Annotated in this window: 22 protein-coding genes and 1 pseudogene; 11 read left to right on the top strand and 12 right to left on the bottom strand. The window is 68.7% G+C overall.

Annotated features, from left to right (window positions below; translation table 11 throughout):
* The first annotated feature begins 31 nt into the window (after positions 1 to 31).
* Complete coding sequence (gene rpsR, locus OG959_RS18930) at positions 32 to 268, top strand: 30S ribosomal protein S18 (RefSeq protein WP_003967857.1); 237 nt, start codon at positions 32 to 34, stop codon at positions 266 to 268.
* 18 nt (positions 269 to 286) lie between these two features.
* Complete coding sequence (gene rplI, locus OG959_RS18925) at positions 287 to 733, top strand: 50S ribosomal protein L9 (protein ID WP_326659951.1); 447 nt, start codon at positions 287 to 289, stop codon at positions 731 to 733.
* Between the two features lie 149 nt (positions 734 to 882).
* Here rplI and OG959_RS18920 read toward each other — a convergent pair whose 3' ends face one another.
* Positions 883 to 2,220, bottom strand: a complete 1,338-nt coding sequence (locus OG959_RS18920) for an MATE family efflux transporter (protein ID WP_326659949.1) — start codon at positions 2,218 to 2,220, stop codon at positions 883 to 885.
* A 459-nt stretch (positions 2,221 to 2,679) separates the two neighbouring features.
* Between OG959_RS18920 and dnaB the strand changes: the two genes are divergently transcribed.
* Complete coding sequence (gene dnaB / locus OG959_RS18915) at positions 2,680 to 4,158, top strand: replicative DNA helicase (RefSeq protein WP_148019636.1); 1,479 nt, start codon at positions 2,680 to 2,682, stop codon at positions 4,156 to 4,158.
* 23 nt (positions 4,159 to 4,181) lie between these two features.
* Here the strand turns inward: dnaB and OG959_RS18910 are convergent, their stop codons facing one another.
* The gene (locus tag OG959_RS18910) at positions 4,182 to 4,745 is read right to left on the bottom strand and encodes a dihydrofolate reductase family protein (protein WP_326659946.1); all 564 of its coding nucleotides are present in this window, start codon (positions 4,743 to 4,745) and stop codon (positions 4,182 to 4,184) included.
* A 181-nt stretch (positions 4,746 to 4,926) separates the two neighbouring features.
* Between OG959_RS18910 and OG959_RS18905 the strand changes: the two genes are divergently transcribed.
* Positions 4,927 to 6,309: a serine hydrolase domain-containing protein gene (locus OG959_RS18905; protein ID WP_326659944.1), complete on the top strand. Its 1,383-nt coding sequence runs from the start codon at positions 4,927 to 4,929 to the stop codon at positions 6,307 to 6,309.
* A gap of 89 nt (positions 6,310 to 6,398) precedes the next feature.
* Here the strand turns inward: OG959_RS18905 and OG959_RS18900 are convergent.
* The 3 genes and pseudogenes from OG959_RS18900 to OG959_RS18890 form a co-directional block, all read right to left on the bottom strand.
* Positions 6,399 to 7,562 (bottom strand): annotated as a pseudogene (locus OG959_RS18900) (winged helix DNA-binding domain-containing protein).
* Positions 7,563 to 7,590: 28 nt separating this feature from the next.
* Entirely contained in the window at positions 7,591 to 8,043 is a 453-nt protein-coding gene (locus tag OG959_RS18895) for a GNAT family N-acetyltransferase (RefSeq protein ID WP_326659942.1), read from the bottom strand.
* A 36-nt stretch (positions 8,044 to 8,079) separates the two neighbouring features.
* Positions 8,080 to 8,538, bottom strand: a complete 459-nt coding sequence (locus OG959_RS18890; RefSeq protein ID WP_326659940.1) for a MarR family winged helix-turn-helix transcriptional regulator — start codon at positions 8,536 to 8,538, stop codon at positions 8,080 to 8,082.
* A gap of 140 nt (positions 8,539 to 8,678) precedes the next feature.
* Here OG959_RS18890 and OG959_RS18885 point away from each other — a divergent pair, with 140 nt between their 5' ends.
* From OG959_RS18885 to OG959_RS18875, 3 genes are all read left to right on the top strand, one after another.
* A complete protein-coding gene (locus OG959_RS18885; protein WP_326659938.1) occupies positions 8,679 to 9,890 on the top strand; it encodes an MFS transporter in 1,212 nt (403 codons plus the stop codon).
* 53 nt (positions 9,891 to 9,943) lie between these two features.
* Positions 9,944 to 10,366, top strand: coding sequence for a GlcG/HbpS family heme-binding protein (locus tag OG959_RS18880; RefSeq protein ID WP_326659937.1), 423 nt, complete (start codon positions 9,944 to 9,946; stop codon positions 10,364 to 10,366).
* A gap of 71 nt (positions 10,367 to 10,437) precedes the next feature.
* Positions 10,438 to 11,055 carry a hypothetical protein gene (locus OG959_RS18875; RefSeq protein WP_326659936.1) on the top strand — a complete coding sequence of 206 codons (618 nt, stop codon included), beginning with the start codon at positions 10,438 to 10,440 and terminating at the stop codon, positions 11,053 to 11,055.
* Positions 11,056 to 11,112: 57 nt separating this feature from the next.
* On the opposite strand, the gene OG959_RS18870 is transcribed toward OG959_RS18875, so the two are convergent.
* The 6 genes from OG959_RS18870 to OG959_RS18845 form a co-directional block, all read right to left on the bottom strand.
* Entirely contained in the window at positions 11,113 to 12,021 is a 909-nt protein-coding gene (locus OG959_RS18870; RefSeq protein ID WP_326659935.1) for a GNAT family N-acetyltransferase, read from the bottom strand.
* Positions 12,022 to 12,026: 5 nt separating this feature from the next.
* Positions 12,027 to 12,554, bottom strand: coding sequence for a DUF2269 domain-containing protein (locus OG959_RS18865; protein WP_326659934.1), 528 nt, complete (start codon positions 12,552 to 12,554; stop codon positions 12,027 to 12,029).
* 130 nt (positions 12,555 to 12,684) lie between these two features.
* Positions 12,685 to 13,164 carry an NUDIX domain-containing protein gene (locus tag OG959_RS18860; protein WP_148019625.1) on the bottom strand — a complete coding sequence of 160 codons (480 nt, stop codon included), beginning with the start codon at positions 13,162 to 13,164 and terminating at the stop codon, positions 12,685 to 12,687.
* 63 nt (positions 13,165 to 13,227) lie between these two features.
* Positions 13,228 to 14,124, bottom strand: coding sequence for a LysR family transcriptional regulator (locus tag OG959_RS18855; RefSeq protein ID WP_326659932.1), 897 nt, complete (start codon positions 14,122 to 14,124; stop codon positions 13,228 to 13,230).
* Between the two features lie 205 nt (positions 14,125 to 14,329).
* Positions 14,330 to 15,460 (bottom strand): cystathionine gamma-lyase, encoded by a 1,131-nt coding sequence (locus OG959_RS18850; RefSeq protein ID WP_326659930.1) that lies wholly within the window; start codon positions 15,458 to 15,460, stop codon positions 14,330 to 14,332.
* Between the two features lie 68 nt (positions 15,461 to 15,528).
* The gene (locus OG959_RS18845; RefSeq protein WP_326659928.1) at positions 15,529 to 15,906 is read right to left on the bottom strand and encodes a phage holin family protein; all 378 of its coding nucleotides are present in this window, start codon (positions 15,904 to 15,906) and stop codon (positions 15,529 to 15,531) included.
* A 68-nt stretch (positions 15,907 to 15,974) separates the two neighbouring features.
* Here OG959_RS18845 and OG959_RS18840 point away from each other — a divergent pair, with 68 nt between their 5' ends.
* From OG959_RS18840 to OG959_RS18825, 4 genes are all read left to right on the top strand, one after another.
* Positions 15,975 to 16,292, top strand: a complete 318-nt coding sequence (locus OG959_RS18840) for a cupin domain-containing protein (RefSeq protein WP_311311360.1) — start codon at positions 15,975 to 15,977, stop codon at positions 16,290 to 16,292.
* A gap of 152 nt (positions 16,293 to 16,444) precedes the next feature.
* Positions 16,445 to 16,657, top strand: coding sequence for a DUF5326 family protein (locus OG959_RS18835; RefSeq protein ID WP_326666468.1), 213 nt, complete (start codon positions 16,445 to 16,447; stop codon positions 16,655 to 16,657).
* 241 nt (positions 16,658 to 16,898) lie between these two features.
* On the top strand, positions 16,899 to 17,669 hold the full coding sequence (locus OG959_RS18830; RefSeq protein ID WP_326659923.1) for an IclR family transcriptional regulator: 771 nt from the start codon (positions 16,899 to 16,901) through the stop codon (positions 17,667 to 17,669).
* A 101-nt stretch (positions 17,670 to 17,770) separates the two neighbouring features.
* Positions 17,771 to 18,208 (top strand): SsgA family sporulation/cell division regulator, encoded by a 438-nt coding sequence (locus OG959_RS18825; protein WP_114245561.1) that lies wholly within the window; start codon positions 17,771 to 17,773, stop codon positions 18,206 to 18,208.
* An 80-nt stretch (positions 18,209 to 18,288) separates the two neighbouring features.
* Here the strand turns inward: OG959_RS18825 and OG959_RS18820 are convergent, their stop codons facing one another.
* Positions 18,289 to 19,629 (bottom strand): YibE/F family protein, encoded by a 1,341-nt coding sequence (locus OG959_RS18820; RefSeq protein ID WP_326659917.1) that lies wholly within the window; start codon positions 19,627 to 19,629, stop codon positions 18,289 to 18,291.
* Positions 19,630 to 19,632: the final 3 nt, after the last annotated feature.

Here is a 19,632-nt window from a genome sequence, read left to right as displayed (position 1 = left end):
CCCCACTTCTTGATCACACAGGAGAAACACCATGGCGAAGCCGCCTGTGCGCAAGCCTAAGAAGAAGGTCTGCGCGTTCTGCAAGGACAAGACCCAGTACGTGGACTACAAGGACACGAACATGCTGCGGAAGTTCATTTCCGACCGCGGCAAGATCCGTGCCCGCCGCGTCACCGGCAACTGCACTCAGCACCAGCGTGACGTCGCCACAGCTGTCAAGAACAGCCGTGAGATGGCGCTGCTGCCCTACACGTCCACCGCGCGATAAGGGAAGGGTGACCGAATCATGAAGATCATCCTCACCCACGAGGTCTCCGGCCTCGGTGCTGCTGGCGACGTCGTTGACGTCAAGGACGGGTACGCCCGTAACTACCTGGTTCCGCGTGGCTTTGCCATCCGCTGGACCAAGGGTGGCGAGAAGGACGTGGCGCAGATCCGCCGCGCCCGCAAGATCCACGAGATCGCCACGATCGAGCAGGCCAACGAGATCAAGTCCAAGCTCGAGGCCGTGAAGGTCCGTCTGGCCGTTCGCTCCGGCGACGCCGGCCGTCTCTTCGGCTCTGTCACCCCGGCCGACATCGCTGCGGCGATCAAGGCTGCCGGTGGCCCGGATGTCGACAAGCGTCGCGTCGAGCTCGGCTCGCCGATCAAGACGCTCGGCGGACACCAGGTGTCCGTGCGTCTGCACCCCGAGGTCGCTGCGAAGCTCGGCGTCGAGGTTGTTGCTGCCTGATTGGGCCGCACCTCAGCAGAACAGTGAAGGGCCGCACCCCCAGGGTGCGGCCCTTCGCCGTTGCCGGGCGACTTCGTTTCACGTGAAACGGGACGGTCTTTACGAAATCAGGACGGCTCTCCACGTGAAACAAGTCCGGCGTGGTGGGCTCAGCGGGTGGCGCCCGTGACCATCCATCTGCCGGAGCGGGCGCGAAGCCAGAGCGTCGCCATGCGCACGAGCATCATGAGGGCCATCGCACACCACAGTGCGGTCAGACCGCCCCCGAGGGCGGGAACCAGCAGGGCCGCCGGGGCGAAGACCGCCAGGGTGACGAGCATGGCCCAGGCCAGATAGGTCCCGTCTCCGGCGCCCATCAGGACGCCGTCCAGGACGAAGACGACTCCGGCGACCGGCTGGGTCAGCGCAACCACCAGCAGGGCGGGGAGCAGCGTGTCCTGCACGGACTGGTCGCTGGTGAAGAGCGGGACGAACAGCGGACGCGCAAGAACGATCAGGGCTCCGAACACGACACCGGAGACGATGCCCCACTCCACCATGCGGCGGCAGGCCTCACGGGCGCCCTTGGTGTCACCGGCCCCCAGATACCGCCCGATGATGGCCTGGCCCGCGATGGCGATGGCGTCCAGCGCGAAGGCCATCAGGCTCCACAGCGACAGGATGATCTGGTGCGCGGCGATGTCGGTGTCGCCGAGCCGGGCGGCGACGGCGGTGGCGATGAGCAGGACGGCGCGGAGCGACAGCGTACGCACCAGAAGGGGCACGCCCGCCCGGGCGCTGGCCTTGATGCCGGCGGCATCAGGGCGCAGTGAGGCCCCGTGGCGCCGGGCACCACGGACCACGACCACGAGATAGGCGACCGCCATGCCGACCTGGGCGAGGACCGTGCCCCAGGCCGATCCTGCGATGCCGAGTCCGGCGCCGTAGACGAGAACTGCGTTGAGGGCCCCGTTGGCGGCGAATCCGCCGATGGCGACGTAGAGCGGGGTGCGGGTGTTCTGCAGGCCACGGAGCACCCCGGTGGCGGCCATCACCACCAGCATCGCGGGGATGCCGAGGCTGGAGATCCGGAGGTAGGTGGTCGCGTAGGGGGCCGCGGTGTCGGAGGCGCCGAACACCTCGACGAGCCAGGGGGCCAGGGGGAGCGCCAGGGCGATGACGGCGATGCCGAGCAGGATCGCCAGCCAGATGCCGTCCATGCCCTGGCGGATGGCGGACGGCAGATCGCCGGCGCCGACCCGTCGTGCGACGGCTGCGGTGGTGGCGTAGGCGAGGAAGACGAAGACGCTCACGGCGGTCGTCAGCAAGGCCGCGGCGACGGCCAGACCGGCCAGCTGAGGAGTCCCGAGATGGCCGACGATGGCACTGTCGACCATCACGAAAAGGGGCTCGGCCACGAGGGCGCCGAAGGCGGGGACGGCGAGCGCGATGATCTCGCGGTCGTGTCGCCTGCGACGGGACGGCGGGGTCGCCGGTGCCTGGATCATGGGAGTCAATCTAATCTTCCACAGGTAATGGATGCAAGCGGTTTGCGATCCTTACAAATACCGCGGAGTGACGTTCTGGCATGTGCCGGTTGCCGCGATCTTGCGCCGACTCGGAAAGTTTTTCTCCCCCACAGCCCGTGGATGGAGAAAGTGCAGGTCAAGCCGCTGATGGTGGCGTGGTTATGAGTTTGTCCACAGTGCTGTCCCCCGGTCCGTGCACAGGTTCTGCGGACTTCTCCACAGCATCTGGTCCGTCGTCCACATGCCCTGTGGATAACCAGATTGGCTGACGGTGCCCAGGCGCCTACCGTGGTCCGGCGCCCCCACCTCGTTTCGGCCCTGGAAACCCGCAGAACCCGACACACCGGAACCGGAGTCGGGCGTCTTGTTTGTCGGTGCCGTGCCGTAAGAAAGAGTGGCACGGCTAGGTCCGCGGAGCGGACGGGAGGAGGTGGCCGGATGAGCATTCCCGAGCCTTTGGACGACCCCTGGGCCGACACCGGTCCCAGCGACCGGCTGCCCGTTTCCCGCCAGCGTCGAGGTGAGAGCAGGGACCGCGGCGAGCAGCACGAGCGAGGCCGGGAGAGCAGTGGCTGGGAGGGTGGTTCCCCCGGGTTCGAGCGGGTCCCGCCCCAGGACCTCGACGCGGAACAGTCCGTTCTCGGCGGCATGCTCCTGTCCAAGGACGCCATCGCCGATGTCGTGGAGATCATCAAGGGCCACGACTTCTACCGGCCCGCGCACGAGACCGTCTACCAGGCGATCCTCGACCTCTATGCCAAGGGCGAGCCGGCCGACCCGATCACGGTGGCGGCCGAACTGGTCAAGCGCGGCGAGATCACCAAGGTGGGTGGAGCCCCGTATCTGCACACCCTGGTCCAGTCGGTGCCGACCGCGGCCAACGCTTCGTACTACGCGGAGATCGTCCATGAGCGCGCCGTCCTGAGACGGCTCGTCGAGGCCGGCACGAAGATCACGCAGATGGGATACGCGGCCGACGGCGATGTCGACGACATCGTCAACTCCGCCCAGGCCGAGATCTACGCCGTCACCGAGCAGCGCACCAGCGAGGACTACCTGCCGCTGGGCGACATCATGGAGGGCGCGCTCGACGAGATCGAGGCGATCGGCTCACGCAGTGGCGAGATGACCGGTGTGCCGACCGGTTTCACCGACCTCGACGCCCTGACCAACGGCCTTCACCCGGGCCAGATGGTCGTCATCGCGGCCCGCCCGGCCATGGGTAAGTCCACGCTCGCCCTGGACTTCGCCCGCGCCTGCTCGATCAAGAGCAATCTGCCCAGTGTGATCTTCTCCCTCGAAATGGGGCGAAACGAGATCGCGATGCGTCTCCTCTCCGCCGAGGCGAGGGTGGCGCTGCACCACATGCGCTCGGGCACCATGACGGACGAGGACTGGACGCGGCTGGCTCGGCGGATGCCCGACGTCTCCGCGGCCCCGCTCTACATCGACGACTCCCCGAACCTCTCCATGATGGAGATCCGGGCCAAGTGCCGTCGTCTGAAGCAGCGCAACGACCTCAAACTGGTGGTCATCGACTATCTGCAGCTGATGCAGTCCGGTGGCTCCAAGCGTGCCGAGAGCCGTCAGCAGGAAGTCTCGGACATGTCCCGAAACCTCAAGCTGCTGGCCAAGGAACTCCAACTCCCGGTCATCGCGCTTTCCCAGCTGAACCGTGGCCCCGAGCAGCGCACCGACAAGAAGCCGATGGTCTCCGACCTTCGTGAGTCCGGATCGATCGAGCAGGACGCCGACATGGTGATCCTGCTGCACCGTGAGGACGCCTACGAGAAGGAGTCACCGCGGGCGGGCGAGGCGGACCTGATCGTGGCCAAGCACCGTAACGGTCCGACGGCTACGATCACCGTCGCCTTCCAGGGGCACTACTCGCGCTTCGTGGACATGGCGCAGACCTGACCGGCCTTGTACGCGTGGACTTCTCAGCGCCTCGTCTCGTACCTGTTCAGGATCACGCCGCCGGGAAGCGTCCGCGTCTCCACCAGGTTCAGGTTCACCCAGTTGTCCAGCGCGGCGAAGAAAGGCGTTCCACCGCCCACCAGGACCGGCGCGGTGGCCAGCACGTACTCGTCGATCAGCCCGGCCCGCATGGCCGCCCCGGCCAGCGTCGCGCCGCCGATGTCCATCGGGCCGCCGTCCTCGGCCTTGAGCCGGGTGATCTCGGCGACGGCGTCGCCAGTGACCAGGCGAGCGTTCCAGCCGACCTTGTCGATCGTCGAGGAGAACACGACCTTCGACATGTCCCGCCAGCGGCGCGCGAACTCGATCTGCGCGGGGGTGACGTCGGGCTGTTGGTCGCCGGTCGGCCAGTACGAGCTCATCGTCTGCCACAGCTTGCGCCCGTACAGTGTCAGGTCCGTCGCCTGCAACTGGTCTGACCAGAACTGGAACAGCTCGTCGCTCGGTACGCTCCACCCGATGTCGTCGCCGGGCGCTGCGATGTAGCCGTCCAGGGTCAGGTTCATGCCGTAGATCAGTTTCCGCATGGCGCCAGCCTTCCGCGAGTCGGTCTCACGCCTCCAGACCAACACGGCCCGGGAAACTCATCGGTGCGCGATCCGAGCTCGGATGCAGTACTCCTGCTAGGTGGCCCTTCCGCAGACGCGGGGCGCGGTGGCCGCCGGGAATGAGGTCGCCAAGGGTCTGTGCGGAAGGTAGTTGTTGACGATGACTTCTTCTGACGAACAGTTGCTGCCGACTACCCGGCGCGCCTTGCTGCACCGCATCGCCACCGCCCAGGCCGAGGGCCGCTCGCCTTCTCTGGCCGCTGCCGTGCAGCGGCAGGGCCAGGTTGTCTGGAACGGTTCTCGCACCTGTGTCGACGGGCAGGCCCCGGATGCCGATACACAGTTCAGGATCGGTTCCCTCACCAAGACGTTCACCGCCGTGCTGGTCCTGCGCCTGCGGGACGAAGGTCTGCTGGATCTGGCCGACCCGCTGGAGAAGCACCTGCCCGGTACGGGTGCGGGTGACGTCACCATTCATCAGCTGCTCGGCCACAGTGCGGGGCTCGGTGCAGAGTCGCCCGCACCCTGGTGGGAGCGGACTCCCGGAAGCCTGCGTCCCGGACTCGAGGACGTGCTCGGCGAGCAGAGCCGGGTGCATCCCGCCGGCCGTCGGCATCACTACTCCAACCCCGGCTACACACTGCTCGGTGCCCTGGTCGAAGCGGCACGTGGAGCGTCGTGGGCGGAGGTGCTGCGGAACGAGATCCTGGAGCCTCTGGGCATGCACCGTACGAGCCCGCAGGCACAGGCCCCGCACGCAGGCGGCTGGGCCGTGCACCCGTGGGCGGACGTCATGCTGTCCGAACCGGCCGAGGACCTCGGTCTGATGGCGCCGGCCGGGCAGCTCTGGTCCACCACTGCCGATCTTCTCCGGTTCGCCGCGTTCCTTGCCGAGGGAGACGACCGGGTGCTCGCGGCCGCGTCCGTGGCAGAGATGAGGGCGCCGGCCGCGCCGTCCGAGCCGGGGGACTGGGACGGCCACTACGGCCTGGGCCTTCAGGTGGTCCGGAGGAAGGGCCGCACGCTCATCGGGCACACGGGGTCACTGCCCGGCTTCGTGGCAGCGCTCTGGTTCAGCACCGAGGATGATGTGGCCGCCGTCGCGTTCGCCAATGTCACGTCCGGGGTGCTGGTGGGAGAGGTGGCTGCGGAACTCGTGGACATCGTCGCCGAGTCGGAGCCTCGTATCCCGGATCCGTGGCGCCCGCTGCCCGAGGTGGACGACGAGCTTCTGGCGCTGACCGGCCCTTGGTACTGGGGCGCGCGTCCGAACATTCTGCGGCTGACCCCCGGCCGTGGGCTCGAACTGCAGCCGCTGAACGGCCAGGGTCGCGGTGCCCGTTTCACCGCCCGCCCGGACGGTACCTGGATCGGGCTGGACGGCTACTACGCGGGGGAGACCCTTCGGGTGGTGCGGAATGACGACGGCAGCGTGAACCATCTGGATCTCGGGTCGTTCGTCTTCACCCGCGAGCCGTACGATCCCGCAGCGGCCGTTCCGGGGGGTGTGGACGAGGACGGGTGGCGCGGCCTGGGGAGTTGAGCAGCCTGAGGAGTTGAGCGGCGGCGTGGGGAGTTGACGGCCTGACCGGCCCCTCGCGCCGTTTCACGTGAAACGGCGCGAGGGGCCGGTCAGGCCGTCAACTCCCTTTCCAGCGGCGTGCGGAAGCGCGGTGTGATCCGGACCTCGCCGACCCAGTGCCCCAGCCTGGATGCCTCCGCCTCGATCGCAGTGGAGGCATCCCGGCCGACGTCGGTGAGCAGCCGCCAGACCGGCTCGCCGTCGGCGCGCAGAGCCCATCCGCCCACGATCCGGCCGTTCCACCACACGGTGGGGCCGATGTTGCCGGAGCGGTCGAAGAGCGCCGCCCGGTGTTCGGCGGGGAGGTGGAATCCTCGATCGGCCCAACCCATGGCGCTGGGGTCGAGCGCCGGCAGCAGGGCGGCCCAGGGCTCGGGTGCCGGCTCGGGCCCCTGGTCCTCGGGTGCGATCCAGGCCGTGGCGCCGTTGTCGAGCCGTACCTCTTCCGCCCCCGCCTCGGCCAGCGCCCTGCGGACCTGGCCGAGTCCCCAGCCAGTCCACCACTTGAGGTCTCCCTCGGACGCGGGGCCGTACGAACGGAGCCAGCGCAGGGCCAACTCCGCCTGCGCCCAGTCGGTTTCGAGTCCGGAACGTGGCTCGGAAGCGGTCCACCGGAACTGGCTGGAGGTCCAGGATCCTCGCGGCCGGTCCCGCCGGATCCTTCCTTCGGCGGCCAGCACGCGGATGACCCGTGAGGCCACGCCCTGTACCGCCTCCTGCTTCTTCCCGGGGAAGATCGTGATCTTGGTGCGCAGGGCGGGTACGGCGGCGGAGAGCTCGCTGCCCGTGGCGGAGCCGCGGGCAGCGAGAGCCGCGAGGACGGACTCCTCGGTGGCGGCCAGCCATCGTTCCTCCAGTCCGTTGCCATCCTCCGTCAGGTGTTTCAGGAGGGTCCGGCGTTCCTTGGCGGCGACGGCGCGCGCGTTCGACGCCTCGACCAGAGGCGCCATCTCCTCCGACACGACGAAGAGGGTGTTGCGCATGGAGAGCAGCCGGACCAGCGAGACGTCCTCTTAGAGGTGCTTCTCCACGGCGGCGACCTCAGGGGCCCTCAGCCGAGCGCACACGGACAGGAACACGGTGGCTGCGTCGGTGGCGTGCAGGGCGACGAGCGCGTCGGCCACGGCGACGGGGGACTCCGGCCGCATCGGCGGGGCCAGGAGGTGGCGTCGACCGAGTCTGATGCGGCGTTGCTCGTCGCTGATGCGGTGCACAGTCGCTCCCTTGGATGCCGGGCTGCGGTCAGAGGGTGAGCTTGAAGCCCACATGGCTGGCCACGAAGCCGAGCCGTTCGTAGAAGCGATGCGCGTCGGCCCGGGTCGCATCGGATGTCAGCTGCACCAACTGGCAGTCCTGGCGCCGTGATTCATCCACGGCCCACTGGATCAGCTGCGTGCCGAGACCGCTGCCACGCTCGTCCGCGTGGACACGGACGCCCTCGATCACCGACCGGGTGGAGCCGCGCCGGGAGAGACCGGGGATCACGGTCAGCTGGAGCGTTCCGACGACGCGGTCCGCCCGCACGGCGACCATCACATGCTGGTGGGGATCGTGGGCCAGCCGCCGGAAGGCCGCGAGATACGGGGTGAGGTCGTCCGGGGACTCACGCCGGGCGCCCAGCGGATCGTCGGCGAGCATGGTCACGATCTCTGCGAGATCGCCGACGGCCGCGGGGCGGATTTCCAGATCGCTCATGATCGGCAGCCTACGCCGCGCCCCGGGCCGGGTCCTCTATACGGGGACCTTCAGCTCCTCGACCGCACGGACGAGCGGGGCCAGTTCGGGGTTCTCGGCAGCCTCGTCCAGGGCGGCCCGCAGAGCGGTGTCGTTGGTCGGCCGGGCCTCGGAGAGAAGCGCGAGACCGGCTTCGGTGACATCGGTGTAAATGCCCCTCCGGTCGGTGTCGCAGAGGTACCGGGTCAGCAGGCCCCGGTCTTCGAGGCGGGTGACCAGACGGGTGGTCGCGCTCTGGCTGAGCACGACGGCGTCGGCCACCTGCTTCATCTGAAGGTGTCCGCCGGGTCCGTTGTGCTGTCGGCTCAGGACGTCCAGCAGGGAGTACTCCCTGACGCTGAGGCCGTGCCCGGCCTGCAGAGCCCGCTCGATACGGGCCTCGATCTGCCCGTGGAGCAGGGAGAGCGCGCACCAGCCCTGGGAGAGGGCGGTCAGTGCCGGATCGGTCGCTGTCATGGGTCTCTCCTCCGTGCCGGAGCTGCTTGCGTCCAGGATAGGCGACGGACGCAATAGCCCGCGCTTGCAATTAACCAGCGTCTGCAATTATTGTCGACGCTTGTAAGGCGCAGACGCAATCTCCAGGGAAGGTGAAACCCATGCCGCTCGCGCTCCTCGCCCTCGCCATCGGGGCATTCGGCATCGGAACGACCGAGTTCGTGATCATGGGGCTGCTGCCCGAGGTGGCCGCGGACTTCCAGGTCTCGATTCCGGCCGCAGGCTTCCTCGTCACCGGGTACGCGCTCGGTGTCGTCATCGGAGCGCCTCTGATGACCCTCCTCGGCACCAGGGTCAGCCGCAAGCGCATGCTGATGATCCTGATGGCCCTGTTCGTCATCGGCAACGTGGTCTCCGCGACCGCCCCCGTGTTCGGAGTGATGCTCGCGGGCCGGGTGGTCGCCTCGCTCGCCCACGGTGCCTTCTTCGGCATCGGTTCGGTGGTGGCAGCCGATCTGGTCGCCCCGCACAAGAAGGCCGGCGCGATCGCCATGATGTTCACGGGCCTCACCGTCGCTAACGTCGTCGGTGTGCCGCTGGGCACCTACATCGGCCAGAGCGTCGGCTGGCGGAGCACGTTCTTCGTCGTCGCAGCGCTCGGTGTCATCGGTCTGCTCGGTGTGGCCAGGCTCGTTCCGGACCGGCCCCGCCCGGAAGGCGTCCGGCTCCGTCACGAGCTCGCCGCGTTCCGCAACGTGCAGGTGCTGCTCGCCATGGCGATGACCGTGCTGGGCTTCGGCGGGGTCTTCGCCGCGATCACGTACATCACACCGATGATGACCGAGATCGCCGGCTACTCGGCCTCGTCCGTCACCTGGCTGCTGGTCCTCTTCGGCCTCGGAATGGTCGGAGGCAATCTGCTCGGCGGCACGTTCGCCGACCGCCGTCTGATGCCCCTGCTGTACGTGTCGCTGGGCGGCCTCGCCGTCGTCCTGTCGCTGTTCACGCTCACCGCCCACAACAAGATCGCGGCAGCCGTCACCATCTTCCTGATCGGCGGCCTGGGCTTCGCGACAGTCCCCCCGCTGCAGAAGCGGGTGCTCGACCAGGCGGCCGGCGCCCCGACGCTCGCCTCCGCGGTGAACATCGGCGCCTTCAACCTCGGCAACGCCCTGTCCGCGTGGCTCGGCGGCATGGTCATCGCCGCCGGTCTCGGCTACACCGCGCCCAACTGGGTCGGCGCGGCGCTCGCCGCCTCAGCCCTGGTGCTCGCCGTCGTCTCCAGCACGCTGGAGCGCCGCACGACCGCCCGGAGCCGTCTCGTGGCCACGCACGTTCCGGAGCCGGCCGCCGCACCCGCGATCCGGCACTGACCACCCCTGATCCCCCCACACCCATTCCACCGCACCACATCAAGGAGCCCCCCATGAGCACCCTCTCCGCCGTAGCCCCGCTGACCACGCAGGACGCGGAAGCGCTGATCGAAGCGGCCCGTTCCGCCGCCGAGACCGCGGACGTCGCGGCAGCCGTCACGGTGCTGGACGCTGGCGGTCACCTGCTGGCCTTCCGCCGCGACGACCGGGCTGTCCTCATTGCCGGCGAAACCAGTACCCGCAAGGCGTACACAGCGCTGCAGCTCAACACCCCCACGGCCGACCTCGTCGACGCGGTGCAGCCGGGTGGCCTCTTCCATACCCTGCCGACCGCGCTGGACAGGCCGCTGCTCTTCATCGCCGGCGGGGTCCCGGTCCACCGCGACGGCCGGCTGATCGGCGCGATAGGGGTCGGTGGCGGTGCTCCCGAGCAGGACCACGGGTTCGCGTCGGCTGCCGTCGCCGGTCTCCTCTGAGCTCTCATCTGCCCTGCGCACAGAAGTAATTCATTGGTGTCGGCTCCCATCCGGCCGGAGAATCTCCGCACATGGGAGCTGACATCCACGGGTTCATCGAATGCCGACCGCGATGGGCGGATACGGAGCACGCCTGGTCGGCGGCAGTCGATCTCGACCTGCTGTACCTGGGCCGGGACTACGACGCGTTCGGGTGCCTGTTCGGCGTGCGCAATCACGCGGGCTTCATTCCTCTCGCCCCGGAACGAGGGCTGCCCGAGAGGATCTCCGACGCAGCGCGCGCGGAGTTCGACGACTGGGGCTCCGACGCGCACAGCCACAGCTGGATCTCCTGGAGCGAACTGAAACGCGTGGACTGGGACGAGCACGCCGAGACCGCGGACCGGCGGATCCATGAGTACGAAGTGGTGAACGGTGCGTGGGCCCTCGTCGGCAAGGCGGGCTGGAGCGCCCGTTTCGCCCGGGCTGCGGGGCTCTCGGCCGATCCCGCGGCGGGTTACGGCAGCCACGACTGGGCGGAAGGCACCGAGTGGCGGGACGGCGACCGTCTCTACCGGGTGGAGCGGATGACCCGACGCGAGGCAGTGCCTGCAGAGGGCGAGTGGAAGCCGGTCTGGTCCGTGATGGCAGTCCTCGCCGCCCTACACGGTGACGAGAACGTTCGGCTCACCGTGTGGTTCGACAACTGAGCAGGATGCCCGCCCGGAGCGGTGTGACCCCGGAGACCCGGATCGTCCTGCCGTCTCTCAGCCCGTCGCCACGCTCAGCGGCGCGAAGCGGTGTTTCCAGTCCCCCGGCTGTTCCGGGTTCCCGAGGCTCATCACCGTGGTCGCCGGTCCGGACCCCAGCCCGCACTCCCTGAACCAGTGCAGCAACTCCTCGTGGCGGGCGTCGATGTCCGCACGCAGCGGCCGGTCCGTCGCCGCGGCCAGTGAGGTCACGAGCAGCTTCGCGGTGGCGGTGTCCCGCGCGATCAGCGGACCGACCACATGGCTCTCCGAGCTGGGCCACAGCGCGGCGTAGCCGACCAGCTCCCCGTCTTCCTCGGCCACCCGCAGATGGTCGGCGAAGGCCGGGAGGCGGACCAGGATGTGCGTCCGGTCGAGGCCGAAGGCTCCCGCGTCCAAGCGGAGTATGGCTTGCAGATCTCCCGCCGAGGCCGGGCGAACCGTCAGCCTCGCACCGGCTGCCGTACCCGGGTGCCCCGCCATGTCGGAACGGCCCTGCTCCGCGACGGGCCGGAAGGGCCCGCTCACCCGCTCGGTCCGTCCCACGGCAAGGAACCCGAGCTCTTCGTAGAGCGGCCGGCCCGCATCCGTCGCGTGGAGGCTGAGGGGAACGCCCCCGGTCGACTCGACCACCTGCTGCATCAGGTACCGCCCGACCCCCTGCCGGGCGTAGCGTCCGGCGACCAGCAGCATGCCGATGGCGGCCATGCGGGGGCCGTACGCGGTCACCACGCACGTCGCCATCAGGCCCTTGCTCTCCGGATCGTCGATGCCGTAGGCCGTGCCCGCGGCCAGCAGCAGGCCCCACCGGTGTTCATCGCGGGGCCAGCCGCGGTCCTCGCTGAGGTCGGCGCACGGGACCAGATCGTCCCGGGTAAGACGCCGTAGGGGCAGATCGGCGAGCGGGAGGGGCAGTGAGCGGGACATAGGGGTCAGGCTGTCCGACGCAGTGATCGCTCGTCCACCGCTTTAACGGATCTGGCTGAGACGCGCAGCCGTCGGCCCCGCCGGGTCGGCCCCCATGGCTTCAGCACGGAGATCGCGGTCATGAAGAGATAGGCCGCCGAGGCGACCGAGGGAGCGACGATCAGGCTGATGTCGACGGCTCCCCGTTCCGCGGCTTCGTTGATGCCGGGGCGCAAGGAGAAGACCGACAGTCCGGTCGTCACCAGGGTGAGCCAGAACTTCGTCCAGACCCAGCGGTGCCTGGCCAGCCCCCAGCGGGTGCCGAGGGACAGGATCAGGCCGCTGAGCAGGGTGGCCGACGCGACCGGGATGACCAGCCAGTCGCCGAAGACCTTCATGGCCCGGGTGGCGGCCCGGGCGGTCGCGGGATCTCCGGTCGAGAAGGCGGTAATGCCGAGTGCCAGCAGACCGACGGTGAGACCGAGCCAGCTGACGGATACCGATACATGGGCAACCAGGAGGCCTCTGCGGGTGTGGCGCTTGAGTGGTTTCACGTGAAACACGCTGCCGGGAACCGCGTGGCAGGTCATCTGACGAGGGGAGTATCCCCATGTACTGACCTCGGCGTACGCGCGGCCTGTGCCCACGACGTGGCACAGGCCGCAGGTCCTGGACCGGCAGGGGTCAGCCCAGGTCGGGCGCGTGCATCGCCCGGACGCCTTCGATGTTGCCGTCCAGGTAGTGCCTCAGTGACAGCGGCACGAGGTGCACGGCAGCGATTCCGACCCGGCTGAAGGGCACCCGGACGACGTCGTACTCCCCGCAGGGGTCATCGATCTCGGGGCCGTGGCGCAGGGACAGGTCCATGGATTCGAGACGGCAGACGAAGAAGTGCTGGACCTTGACGCCCTTCACGCCGCCACCCTCGATGTGTTCCACGGTGTCGACGAAGCAGGGCACCACATCGGTGATCTTGGCGCCGAGTTCCTCGTCCAGTTCACGATGCAGGGCGTCGACGACGGTCGCGTCCTCGGGCTCGACCCCGCCGCCGGGCGTGAGCCAGTACGGATCCACCCCGGGTTTGGTGCGCTTGATGAGGATCAGGTCGTTGCCGTCGAGCAGGACGGCGCGTGCGGTGCGCTTGACCACAGGACGTTCGGTCATGGCAAGAGAGTGGCCCGCAGAACAGGTTCTGAAACACCTGGCGGCTTCCGGCCTCTCCTGCGGTCACCAGGCGACCGCTGCACGCAGCAGTACCTCGTGTGCCCGTGCGAGATGCGGCAGTGCGAGCGTGCCGGTCCGCGCGGCCAGGAAGTACGTGCGCAGAGGAGGCACCGGTGGATCGAGGAGCGCCACCAGCTCTCCCCGCTCCAGCGCGTCCTCGCACAGATACCGGGGCAGCACGGCCAGCCCCGCCCCGGCCACCGCGCATTCCAGGACCGCCCGCAGATCAGGTGTGATGACGGCCCCTGCCGCCGCGGGCCGGCTGTCGAAGACCGACGCCCAGTACCGGGAGACCAGGGGCAGGCTCTCGTGCACCTCCACCACCGGCAGCTGTTCCAGGACCACGGGGCCGTTGCGCCGCAGCGTTCCCGGGCCCAGGCGCCCCGCCCAGCGCGGTGCTGCGACCAGGACGTGCTCCTCGTCGCAGAGCGGGGCCGCGGTCAGCAGGCCGCCGCGCGGCCGGGCCGTCACGATGGCCAGGTCGTGGTGGCCGGCGGCCAGACCGTCGAGCGTCTCGTCGGTGTCGGCGCAGAACGAGCTGCGCAGGGCGAGCCCCTGGGTGATGAGCGGGGTGAGCGCGGGCAGGGCCCGCAGCGAGGTGAACTCCGGCGGACCCGCCAGATGGAGCGTCCGTACGCCCGACTCCTCGTCGAGTTCCGTCTCGGTGATCTCGACCAGTGCGTCCAGGTGGGGAGCGGCCCGGTGTGCGAGTTCGTCGCCGATGGTGGTGGGTGTCACGCCGCGGGCCCGGCGGAGGAAGAGCGGGCGTCCCAGCTGCCGTTCCAGGGTGCGGATCTGCGAGGTCACGGCGGGCTGGGAGAGGCCGAGGAGCGCGGCGGCGCGGGTGAACGAGCCCGCGCGGTGCACGGTGACGAAGGTGCGCAGCAGGGCCAGGTCCATGTCCGTTCCCTCTCACCGTGCGGCCCGTCGGACTCCGGCAACTATAAATATGTCGATAGGTCGCTGCCGCTACTGTGATTGGACACTGACGCAGAGTCAACTAGCCTTGTCGAGGCGGTTCTTCGCGAGGAGAAGGCGGGAACCGGGACGGTCCGAGCCACGAGGGGGGAGGCTCGGACCGTCCGTACCGCACCGGTGCGGGCCCTCAGCTCCCGGTGACGGCCTCGGTCAGCGCGCGCTCCACGTCGGCTACCAGGTCCGCGGCGTTCTCGGCGCCGACGGAGAAGCGGATGAAGCCCTCCGGCACGGCGTCGCCGCCCCAGCGGGCCCGGCGTTCGGCGGTGGAACGCACGCCGCCGAAGCTCGTGGCGTCCTCGGCGAGACGAAGCGCAGACAGGAACCGCTCGGCGGTGCCGCGGTCCGCCAGCACGAACGACACGACGGATCCGAAGCGCCGCATCTGCCGCACCGCGTTCGGATACGAGGCGTCGGCCGGCAGCCCGGGGTAGCGCAGCCCGCTCACCTCGGGGTGCTTGGCGAGGGTCTCGGCCAGCAGCAGGGCGTTCGCGCACTGCCGCTCGATACGCAGCTCCAGGGTGGCCAGGGAGCGGTGGGCGAGCCAGGCCTCCATGGGCCCCGGGATGGCACCCACGACCTTGCGCCAGCGCCGCACCCCCGCTGCCAGCTCGGAATCCCGGCAGGTCACATGGCCGAGCAGGATGTCGCCGTGGCCGGTCATGCCCTTGGTGTCGCTGGCCACCGAGAAGTCGGCGCCGAGCTCCAGCGGGCGCTGGCCGAGCGGGGTGGCGAGGGTGTTGTCGACGGCGACGAGCGTGCCGCCCGCGTGCGCCGCCTCGACGAGCCGGCGCACGTCACAGACGTCGAGCCCGGGGTTCGACGGGGTTTCGATCCACAGCAGCCGCGCCCCCTCCAGAAGGGCCAGCTGGGCATCGCCCCCGGTCGGGGCGGTGCGCACCTCGACGCCGTAGGCCTCCAACTGCGCACGTACCAGCGGGAGGGCCTGGTAGCCGTCGTCGGGCAGCACGACGACGTCGCCGGTGCGTACCTGGGACAGCAGGACCGCCGAGATGGCCGCCATACCGGACGCGAAGACCGTGGTCTCGACGTTCTCGCCCGGCGCTTCGAGCTCGCCGATGGCCCGCTCCAGGTGGGTCCAGGTCGGGTTGGTGTCACGGCCGTAGGTGTACGGCCCGGTCGGCTCGCCGGACAGGTGGAAGTGCGCGGCGAAGACCGGACCGGGGAGAGTGGGCTCGTACTGCTGCGGTTCCGGCAGACCGGCACGTACCGCCCGGGTTCCGTCGCCCATGGTGCTCATCTTCGTGTCCTCGCTTCTCTCTCCGGTCTGTCACCGGTCCTGCCGTCACTGTCTCAGGCACCAGGTGGTCAGTCCTCGTCGGGCAGGACGACGTTCAGTGCCCAGGACACGATCGAAATGATCAGGCCGCCGAGGACAGCGGTCCAGAAGCCGTCGACATGGAAACTCAGATCCAGCACATCGGCCAGCCACGAGGTCAGCAGCAGCATCAGGGCGTTCACCACGAGGGTGATCAGCCCCAGGGTGAGGATGAAGAGCGGCAGCGTGAGCAGCTTCACCACCGGCTTGACCAGGAAGTTGACCAGACCGAAGATCAGCGCGACCACGATCAGGGTCAGTATCTTGCGGCCGGTGCTGCCACCGGTCAGCGTGATGTCGTGGAGCAGCCAGATGGCTACGGCCAGCGCACCCGCGTTGGCGATCGTCTTGACTACGAAATTCTTCATGTGTCTGATCGTGGCAGACATGATCGGTGGCTGACACCGGCTGGACAGAGGCAAGGGGCGGACGGGCCATGAAGGCATTCAGACTGGACGAACTGGAGGCGGAACGGGCCGCCAACGACGGTGCCTATCTCCAGTTCGTCCGCGAACGGAACATGTCTGTCGGTCTGTACGCACTGGACGCCGGTGAGCTCGACCCACAGCAGCCGCACCAACAGGACGAGGTCTACTTCGTCGTCAGCGGGCGCGCTTCGATCACCGTGGGCATGGAAACGACGCAGGTGGGCAGAGGGAGTGTCGTGTATGTACCTGCCGGCACCGCCCACAAGTTCCATCACATCACGGAGGACCTGCGCGTGATGGTGGTCTTCTCGCCGCCCGAGGGCTGAGCCGCACTCGACGAGGGCAGGGGCAGGGAAGCGTCTCGGGGATCCCTAGGGGATCGATCAGGGGAGTTCAAGGGATCGGAGCCCCCGCAGCCGGTCCCGACACCTCTAGCATCGAAGCAGGAACTCACAGAGACGAGGTATGGACGATGGCCGTGCGGGAGATATTCGCGGGAATGCCCTGGTGGGTGAAGTGGATCGCGGTGCCCGTCATCGCGATCGTCGTGTTCGGCGGTCTGATCGCCAGCATCGTCGGCTTCGTGATCGGTCTGCTGTTCAAGGTCCTGCTCTTCGTGATCCTGATCGGTGGGCTCGTCTTCGTCGTGCGGAAGTTCATGTCGTCCTCCTCCTCGCGAGGCGACTGGTAACCGCACGGGCGGCCGGGCGATTAGCCCAGCTGAGCTAAGCGGAAGGCGAAACGGCACTCGGCCCGGATGCTCCCGATACAGTGGCAGTCCGCTGCCGCCACCTGGGAAAACACCGTCAGTCACCACCCTGACCAGTGGTTTGTACGGCATCCGGCCTTCTGGACCCCAGGCCTGCGGCAGATCTGTGGGGGCGGCCCCCACAGGCGGGCTGACCGCCCGTCACCATGCCTGGGGGTGACCGTTGACCACGGCATCGAGTACAGCCGTTCCGACGCTGATCGGATCGGTGCAGCGGGCGCTGAGGCTGCTGGAGGCTGTGGGCACCCATCGCGACGGGGCACCGGCCAAACAGCTCGCACGGGAAGCGGGGCTTCCCCTTCCCACCGCCTACCACCTGCTGCGCACACTGACCCATGAGGGATATCTGCGCCGGGAGAACGGCGTCTTCCTCTTCGGCGCCGCCGCGGAGCGGCTGGTGGACGACGGAGCGCTGCAGAATCGTCGCAGCAGAATGACGCAGTCCCTGGGGCGATGGCGGGACATCATCGGTGCCCCGGTGTACTGCGCCGTCTACCGCGACGGCGAGATCGAGCTCGTCGCGGTCGCGGACACCCCGGCGGCGCCGGCGGTGGAGGAGTGGGCGGCGTTCGGTGAGACGGGGCATGCCCACGCGATCGGTCAGTGTCTGCTGAGCCAGCTCGACGAGCAAGCCCGCGAGGATCACCTGGACCGGCATCCGGTGCGCCCGCTGACGCGCTACTCCGTGCGCGATCGGCCGGCACTTCTCGAGCGGCTGCGGTCGATCGAGCGTACGGAACCTGTCATCGAACGGCAGGAGTACGCGCTCGGAACGGTCTGCGCGGCCATCCCGATCGCGGCCGGATTCACGGCCGCCGCGATGGCCATTTCGGTCCCTCTCGACCAGGAAGAACGGTTGCTCCCCGCAGTCGAACGACTACGTGGCGAAGTGGCCAGCCTCTTGCGTTCGTTCGTGTTCTCTATCAGTATCTGAAAAATCACTCCTTGTGATCTGCTATCGCGTGCACCACGATGGCGTCAATAGGGCCATGGGGGATCATTCCTGGCCAGATTCATCTACTGCGGGGTTGAACGATGCGCGAGTCGGTTCAAGCTGAGGTCATGATGAGCTTCCTCGTCTCCGAGGAGCTCTCTTTCCGTATCCCGGTGGAGCTCCGGTACGAAGTGTGCGATCCGTACGCGATCCGGATGACCTTCCATCTGCCCGGCGACGCCCCCGTCACCTGGGCTTTTGGCCGCGAGCTGCTGCTCGACGGTCTCAACAGCCCCAGTGGTGACGGCGATGTGCACATCGGGCCGACCGAGCCCGAAGGGCTGTCCGATGTCCACATCCGGCTCCAGGTGGGGGCTGACCGTGCGCTCTTCCGGGCCGGTACGGCGCCTCTCGTGGCGTTCCTCGACCGGACGGACAAGCTCGTGCCGCTCGGGCAGGAGTGCACGCTGGGTGACTTCGAGGGCAATCTGGAAGAGGCGCTGGGGCGGATTCTGGCCGAGGAACAGAACGCCGGCTGACGAAGCCCGTGTCCCTGGCCTGCATGGCGGTCGAACAGCACACCTGCCGAACGGGTGAATCGCTCTCCGTGTCCGGGCACTCAGGACTTCGCCCGACGACGGCGTCCCCTGCCGCTGCGTACGAGGGCCGGAGTTTCGGTATCCGGGGCGGGCCCGGCGCGGTCGGCGGAGACGACCAGTGCCGCGAGCGCGGTGGTCACCGGCACCGAGGCGACCAGTCCGATCGAGCCGATCAGAGTGCGCACGATCTCCTCCGCCACCAGTTCGCTGTTGGCCACCGTCCCCACGCTGCTCTGGGCGATCGAGAACAGCAGCAGCAAGGGAAGTGCGGCACCCGCATAGGCGAGGACCAGGGTGTTGACCACCGAGGCGATGTGGTCGCGTCCGATCCTGATCCCTGCCCGGTAGAGCTTCTTCGCGCTCATCGTCGGGTCCGCCTGGTGCAGTTCCCAGACCGCCGAGGTCTGGGTGACCGTCACATCGTCGAGTACCCCGAGGGAGCCGATGATGACGCCGGCCAGCAGCAGCCCGCTCATGTCGATGTGCGGATACAGGCCGTGGATGAGGCCGGTGTTGTCGTCGGTGTTCCCGCTCAGACTCGCCCAGCCGACGAAGAGCGAGCCGAGCAGCCCGATCAGCAGCAGTGAGATCAGGGTGCCGATGACCGCGACCGAGGTGCGGGCCGTCAGCCCGTGGCAGATGTAGAGCGCGATCAGCATGATGGCGCTCGCCCCGACGACCGCGACGACCAGCGGGTTCGAGCCCTGCAGGATGGCCGGAAGGATGAACAGGGTCAGGACGGCGAAGGACAGGGCGAGCGCGACCAGGGCCATCACCCCGCGCATTCTGCCCACGGCCACCACCACCAGGGCGAAGATCCCGGCCAGCAGCATCAGCGGGAACTTCCGGTTCACGTCGGTCACGGAGTACTGGAGGTCATGAGGGGCGTCGGGGGCGTACGCGACGACCACCCCCTGCCCCTCCCGCAGTTGCCGCGGTGCACCGGGCTGGACGACCTCGACGAACTTCCGGCCCTTGTCCTGACCGCTCGTGATCTCGATGGTGGCCTTCCCGCAGAGGTCGGACCCGTCGTCCTTCTCGGCCTGCTCGCCGGTGGGCGGCGTGCTCCCGCCGCTGACGGGCAGCTGGGAGGCGTTCACGTCCTTGCAGTCGACCTTGTCGATGTTCACCACCTTTGCCTGTTGGGTCTGCCGGTCGAATCCGACGCCGGTGCGCTCGTGCGCCGGCGCACCACCGGGCCAGAGGACCACGAGGCCGACGACGACCGCGGCCGCGAACGGGATCAGCACGGCGGCGATCACCTTGCGCAGATGGCCGGAGACGGGTGCGGCTGGGCCGTGGCTGTGGGAGTGCCCGTGCTGATGGCCCTGCGGTTCGGGGTCGTTATGGGGGGACGTCACCGG

The sequence above is a fragment of the Streptomyces sp. NBC_00385 genome (genome assembly GCF_035917155.1).
Lineage (GTDB): Bacteria > Actinomycetota > Actinomycetes > Streptomycetales > Streptomycetaceae > Streptomyces > Streptomyces poriferorum.
Note: the sequence above shows the minus strand (reverse complement) of the source record. Positions and strands in the feature narration are given on the sequence as shown.

What these genes read in the sequence shown, in the direction of transcription:
- OG959_RS18875 (WP_326659936.1), top strand. Translation starts at nt 10,438, where the DNA reads ATGGGAGCTGACATCCACGGGTTCATCGAATGCCGACCGCGATGGGCG.
- dnaB (WP_148019636.1), top strand. Translation starts at nt 2,680, where the DNA reads ATGAGCATTCCCGAGCCTTTGGACGACCCCTGGGCCGACACCGGTCCC.
- rplI (WP_326659951.1), top strand. Translation starts at nt 287, where the DNA reads ATGAAGATCATCCTCACCCACGAGGTCTCCGGCCTCGGTGCTGCTGGC.
- OG959_RS18885 (WP_326659938.1), top strand. Translation starts at nt 8,679, where the DNA reads ATGCCGCTCGCGCTCCTCGCCCTCGCCATCGGGGCATTCGGCATCGGA.
- OG959_RS18870 (WP_326659935.1), bottom strand. Translation starts at nt 12,021, where the DNA reads ATGTCCCGCTCACTGCCCCTCCCGCTCGCCGATCTGCCCCTACGGCGT.
- OG959_RS18920 (WP_326659949.1), bottom strand. Translation starts at nt 2,220, where the DNA reads ATGATCCAGGCACCGGCGACCCCGCCGTCCCGTCGCAGGCGACACGAC.
- OG959_RS18890 (WP_326659940.1), bottom strand. Translation starts at nt 8,538, where the DNA reads ATGACAGCGACCGATCCGGCACTGACCGCCCTCTCCCAGGGCTGGTGC.
- OG959_RS18840 (WP_311311360.1), top strand. Translation starts at nt 15,975, where the DNA reads ATGAAGGCATTCAGACTGGACGAACTGGAGGCGGAACGGGCCGCCAAC.
- OG959_RS18910 (WP_326659946.1), bottom strand. Translation starts at nt 4,745, where the DNA reads ATGCGGAAACTGATCTACGGCATGAACCTGACCCTGGACGGCTACATC.
- OG959_RS18825 (WP_114245561.1), top strand. Translation starts at nt 17,771, where the DNA reads ATGCGCGAGTCGGTTCAAGCTGAGGTCATGATGAGCTTCCTCGTCTCC.
- OG959_RS18860 (WP_148019625.1), bottom strand. Translation starts at nt 13,164, where the DNA reads ATGACCGAACGTCCTGTGGTCAAGCGCACCGCACGCGCCGTCCTGCTC.
- OG959_RS18845 (WP_326659928.1), bottom strand. Translation starts at nt 15,906, where the DNA reads ATGAAGAATTTCGTAGTCAAGACGATCGCCAACGCGGGTGCGCTGGCC.
- OG959_RS18905 (WP_326659944.1), top strand. Translation starts at nt 4,927, where the DNA reads ATGACTTCTTCTGACGAACAGTTGCTGCCGACTACCCGGCGCGCCTTG.
- OG959_RS18880 (WP_326659937.1), top strand. Translation starts at nt 9,944, where the DNA reads ATGAGCACCCTCTCCGCCGTAGCCCCGCTGACCACGCAGGACGCGGAA.
- OG959_RS18855 (WP_326659932.1), bottom strand. Translation starts at nt 14,124, where the DNA reads ATGGACCTGGCCCTGCTGCGCACCTTCGTCACCGTGCACCGCGCGGGC.
- rpsR (WP_003967857.1), top strand. Translation starts at nt 32, where the DNA reads ATGGCGAAGCCGCCTGTGCGCAAGCCTAAGAAGAAGGTCTGCGCGTTC.
- OG959_RS18895 (WP_326659942.1), bottom strand. Translation starts at nt 8,043, where the DNA reads ATGAGCGATCTGGAAATCCGCCCCGCGGCCGTCGGCGATCTCGCAGAG.
- OG959_RS18850 (WP_326659930.1), bottom strand. Translation starts at nt 15,460, where the DNA reads ATGAGCACCATGGGCGACGGAACCCGGGCGGTACGTGCCGGTCTGCCG.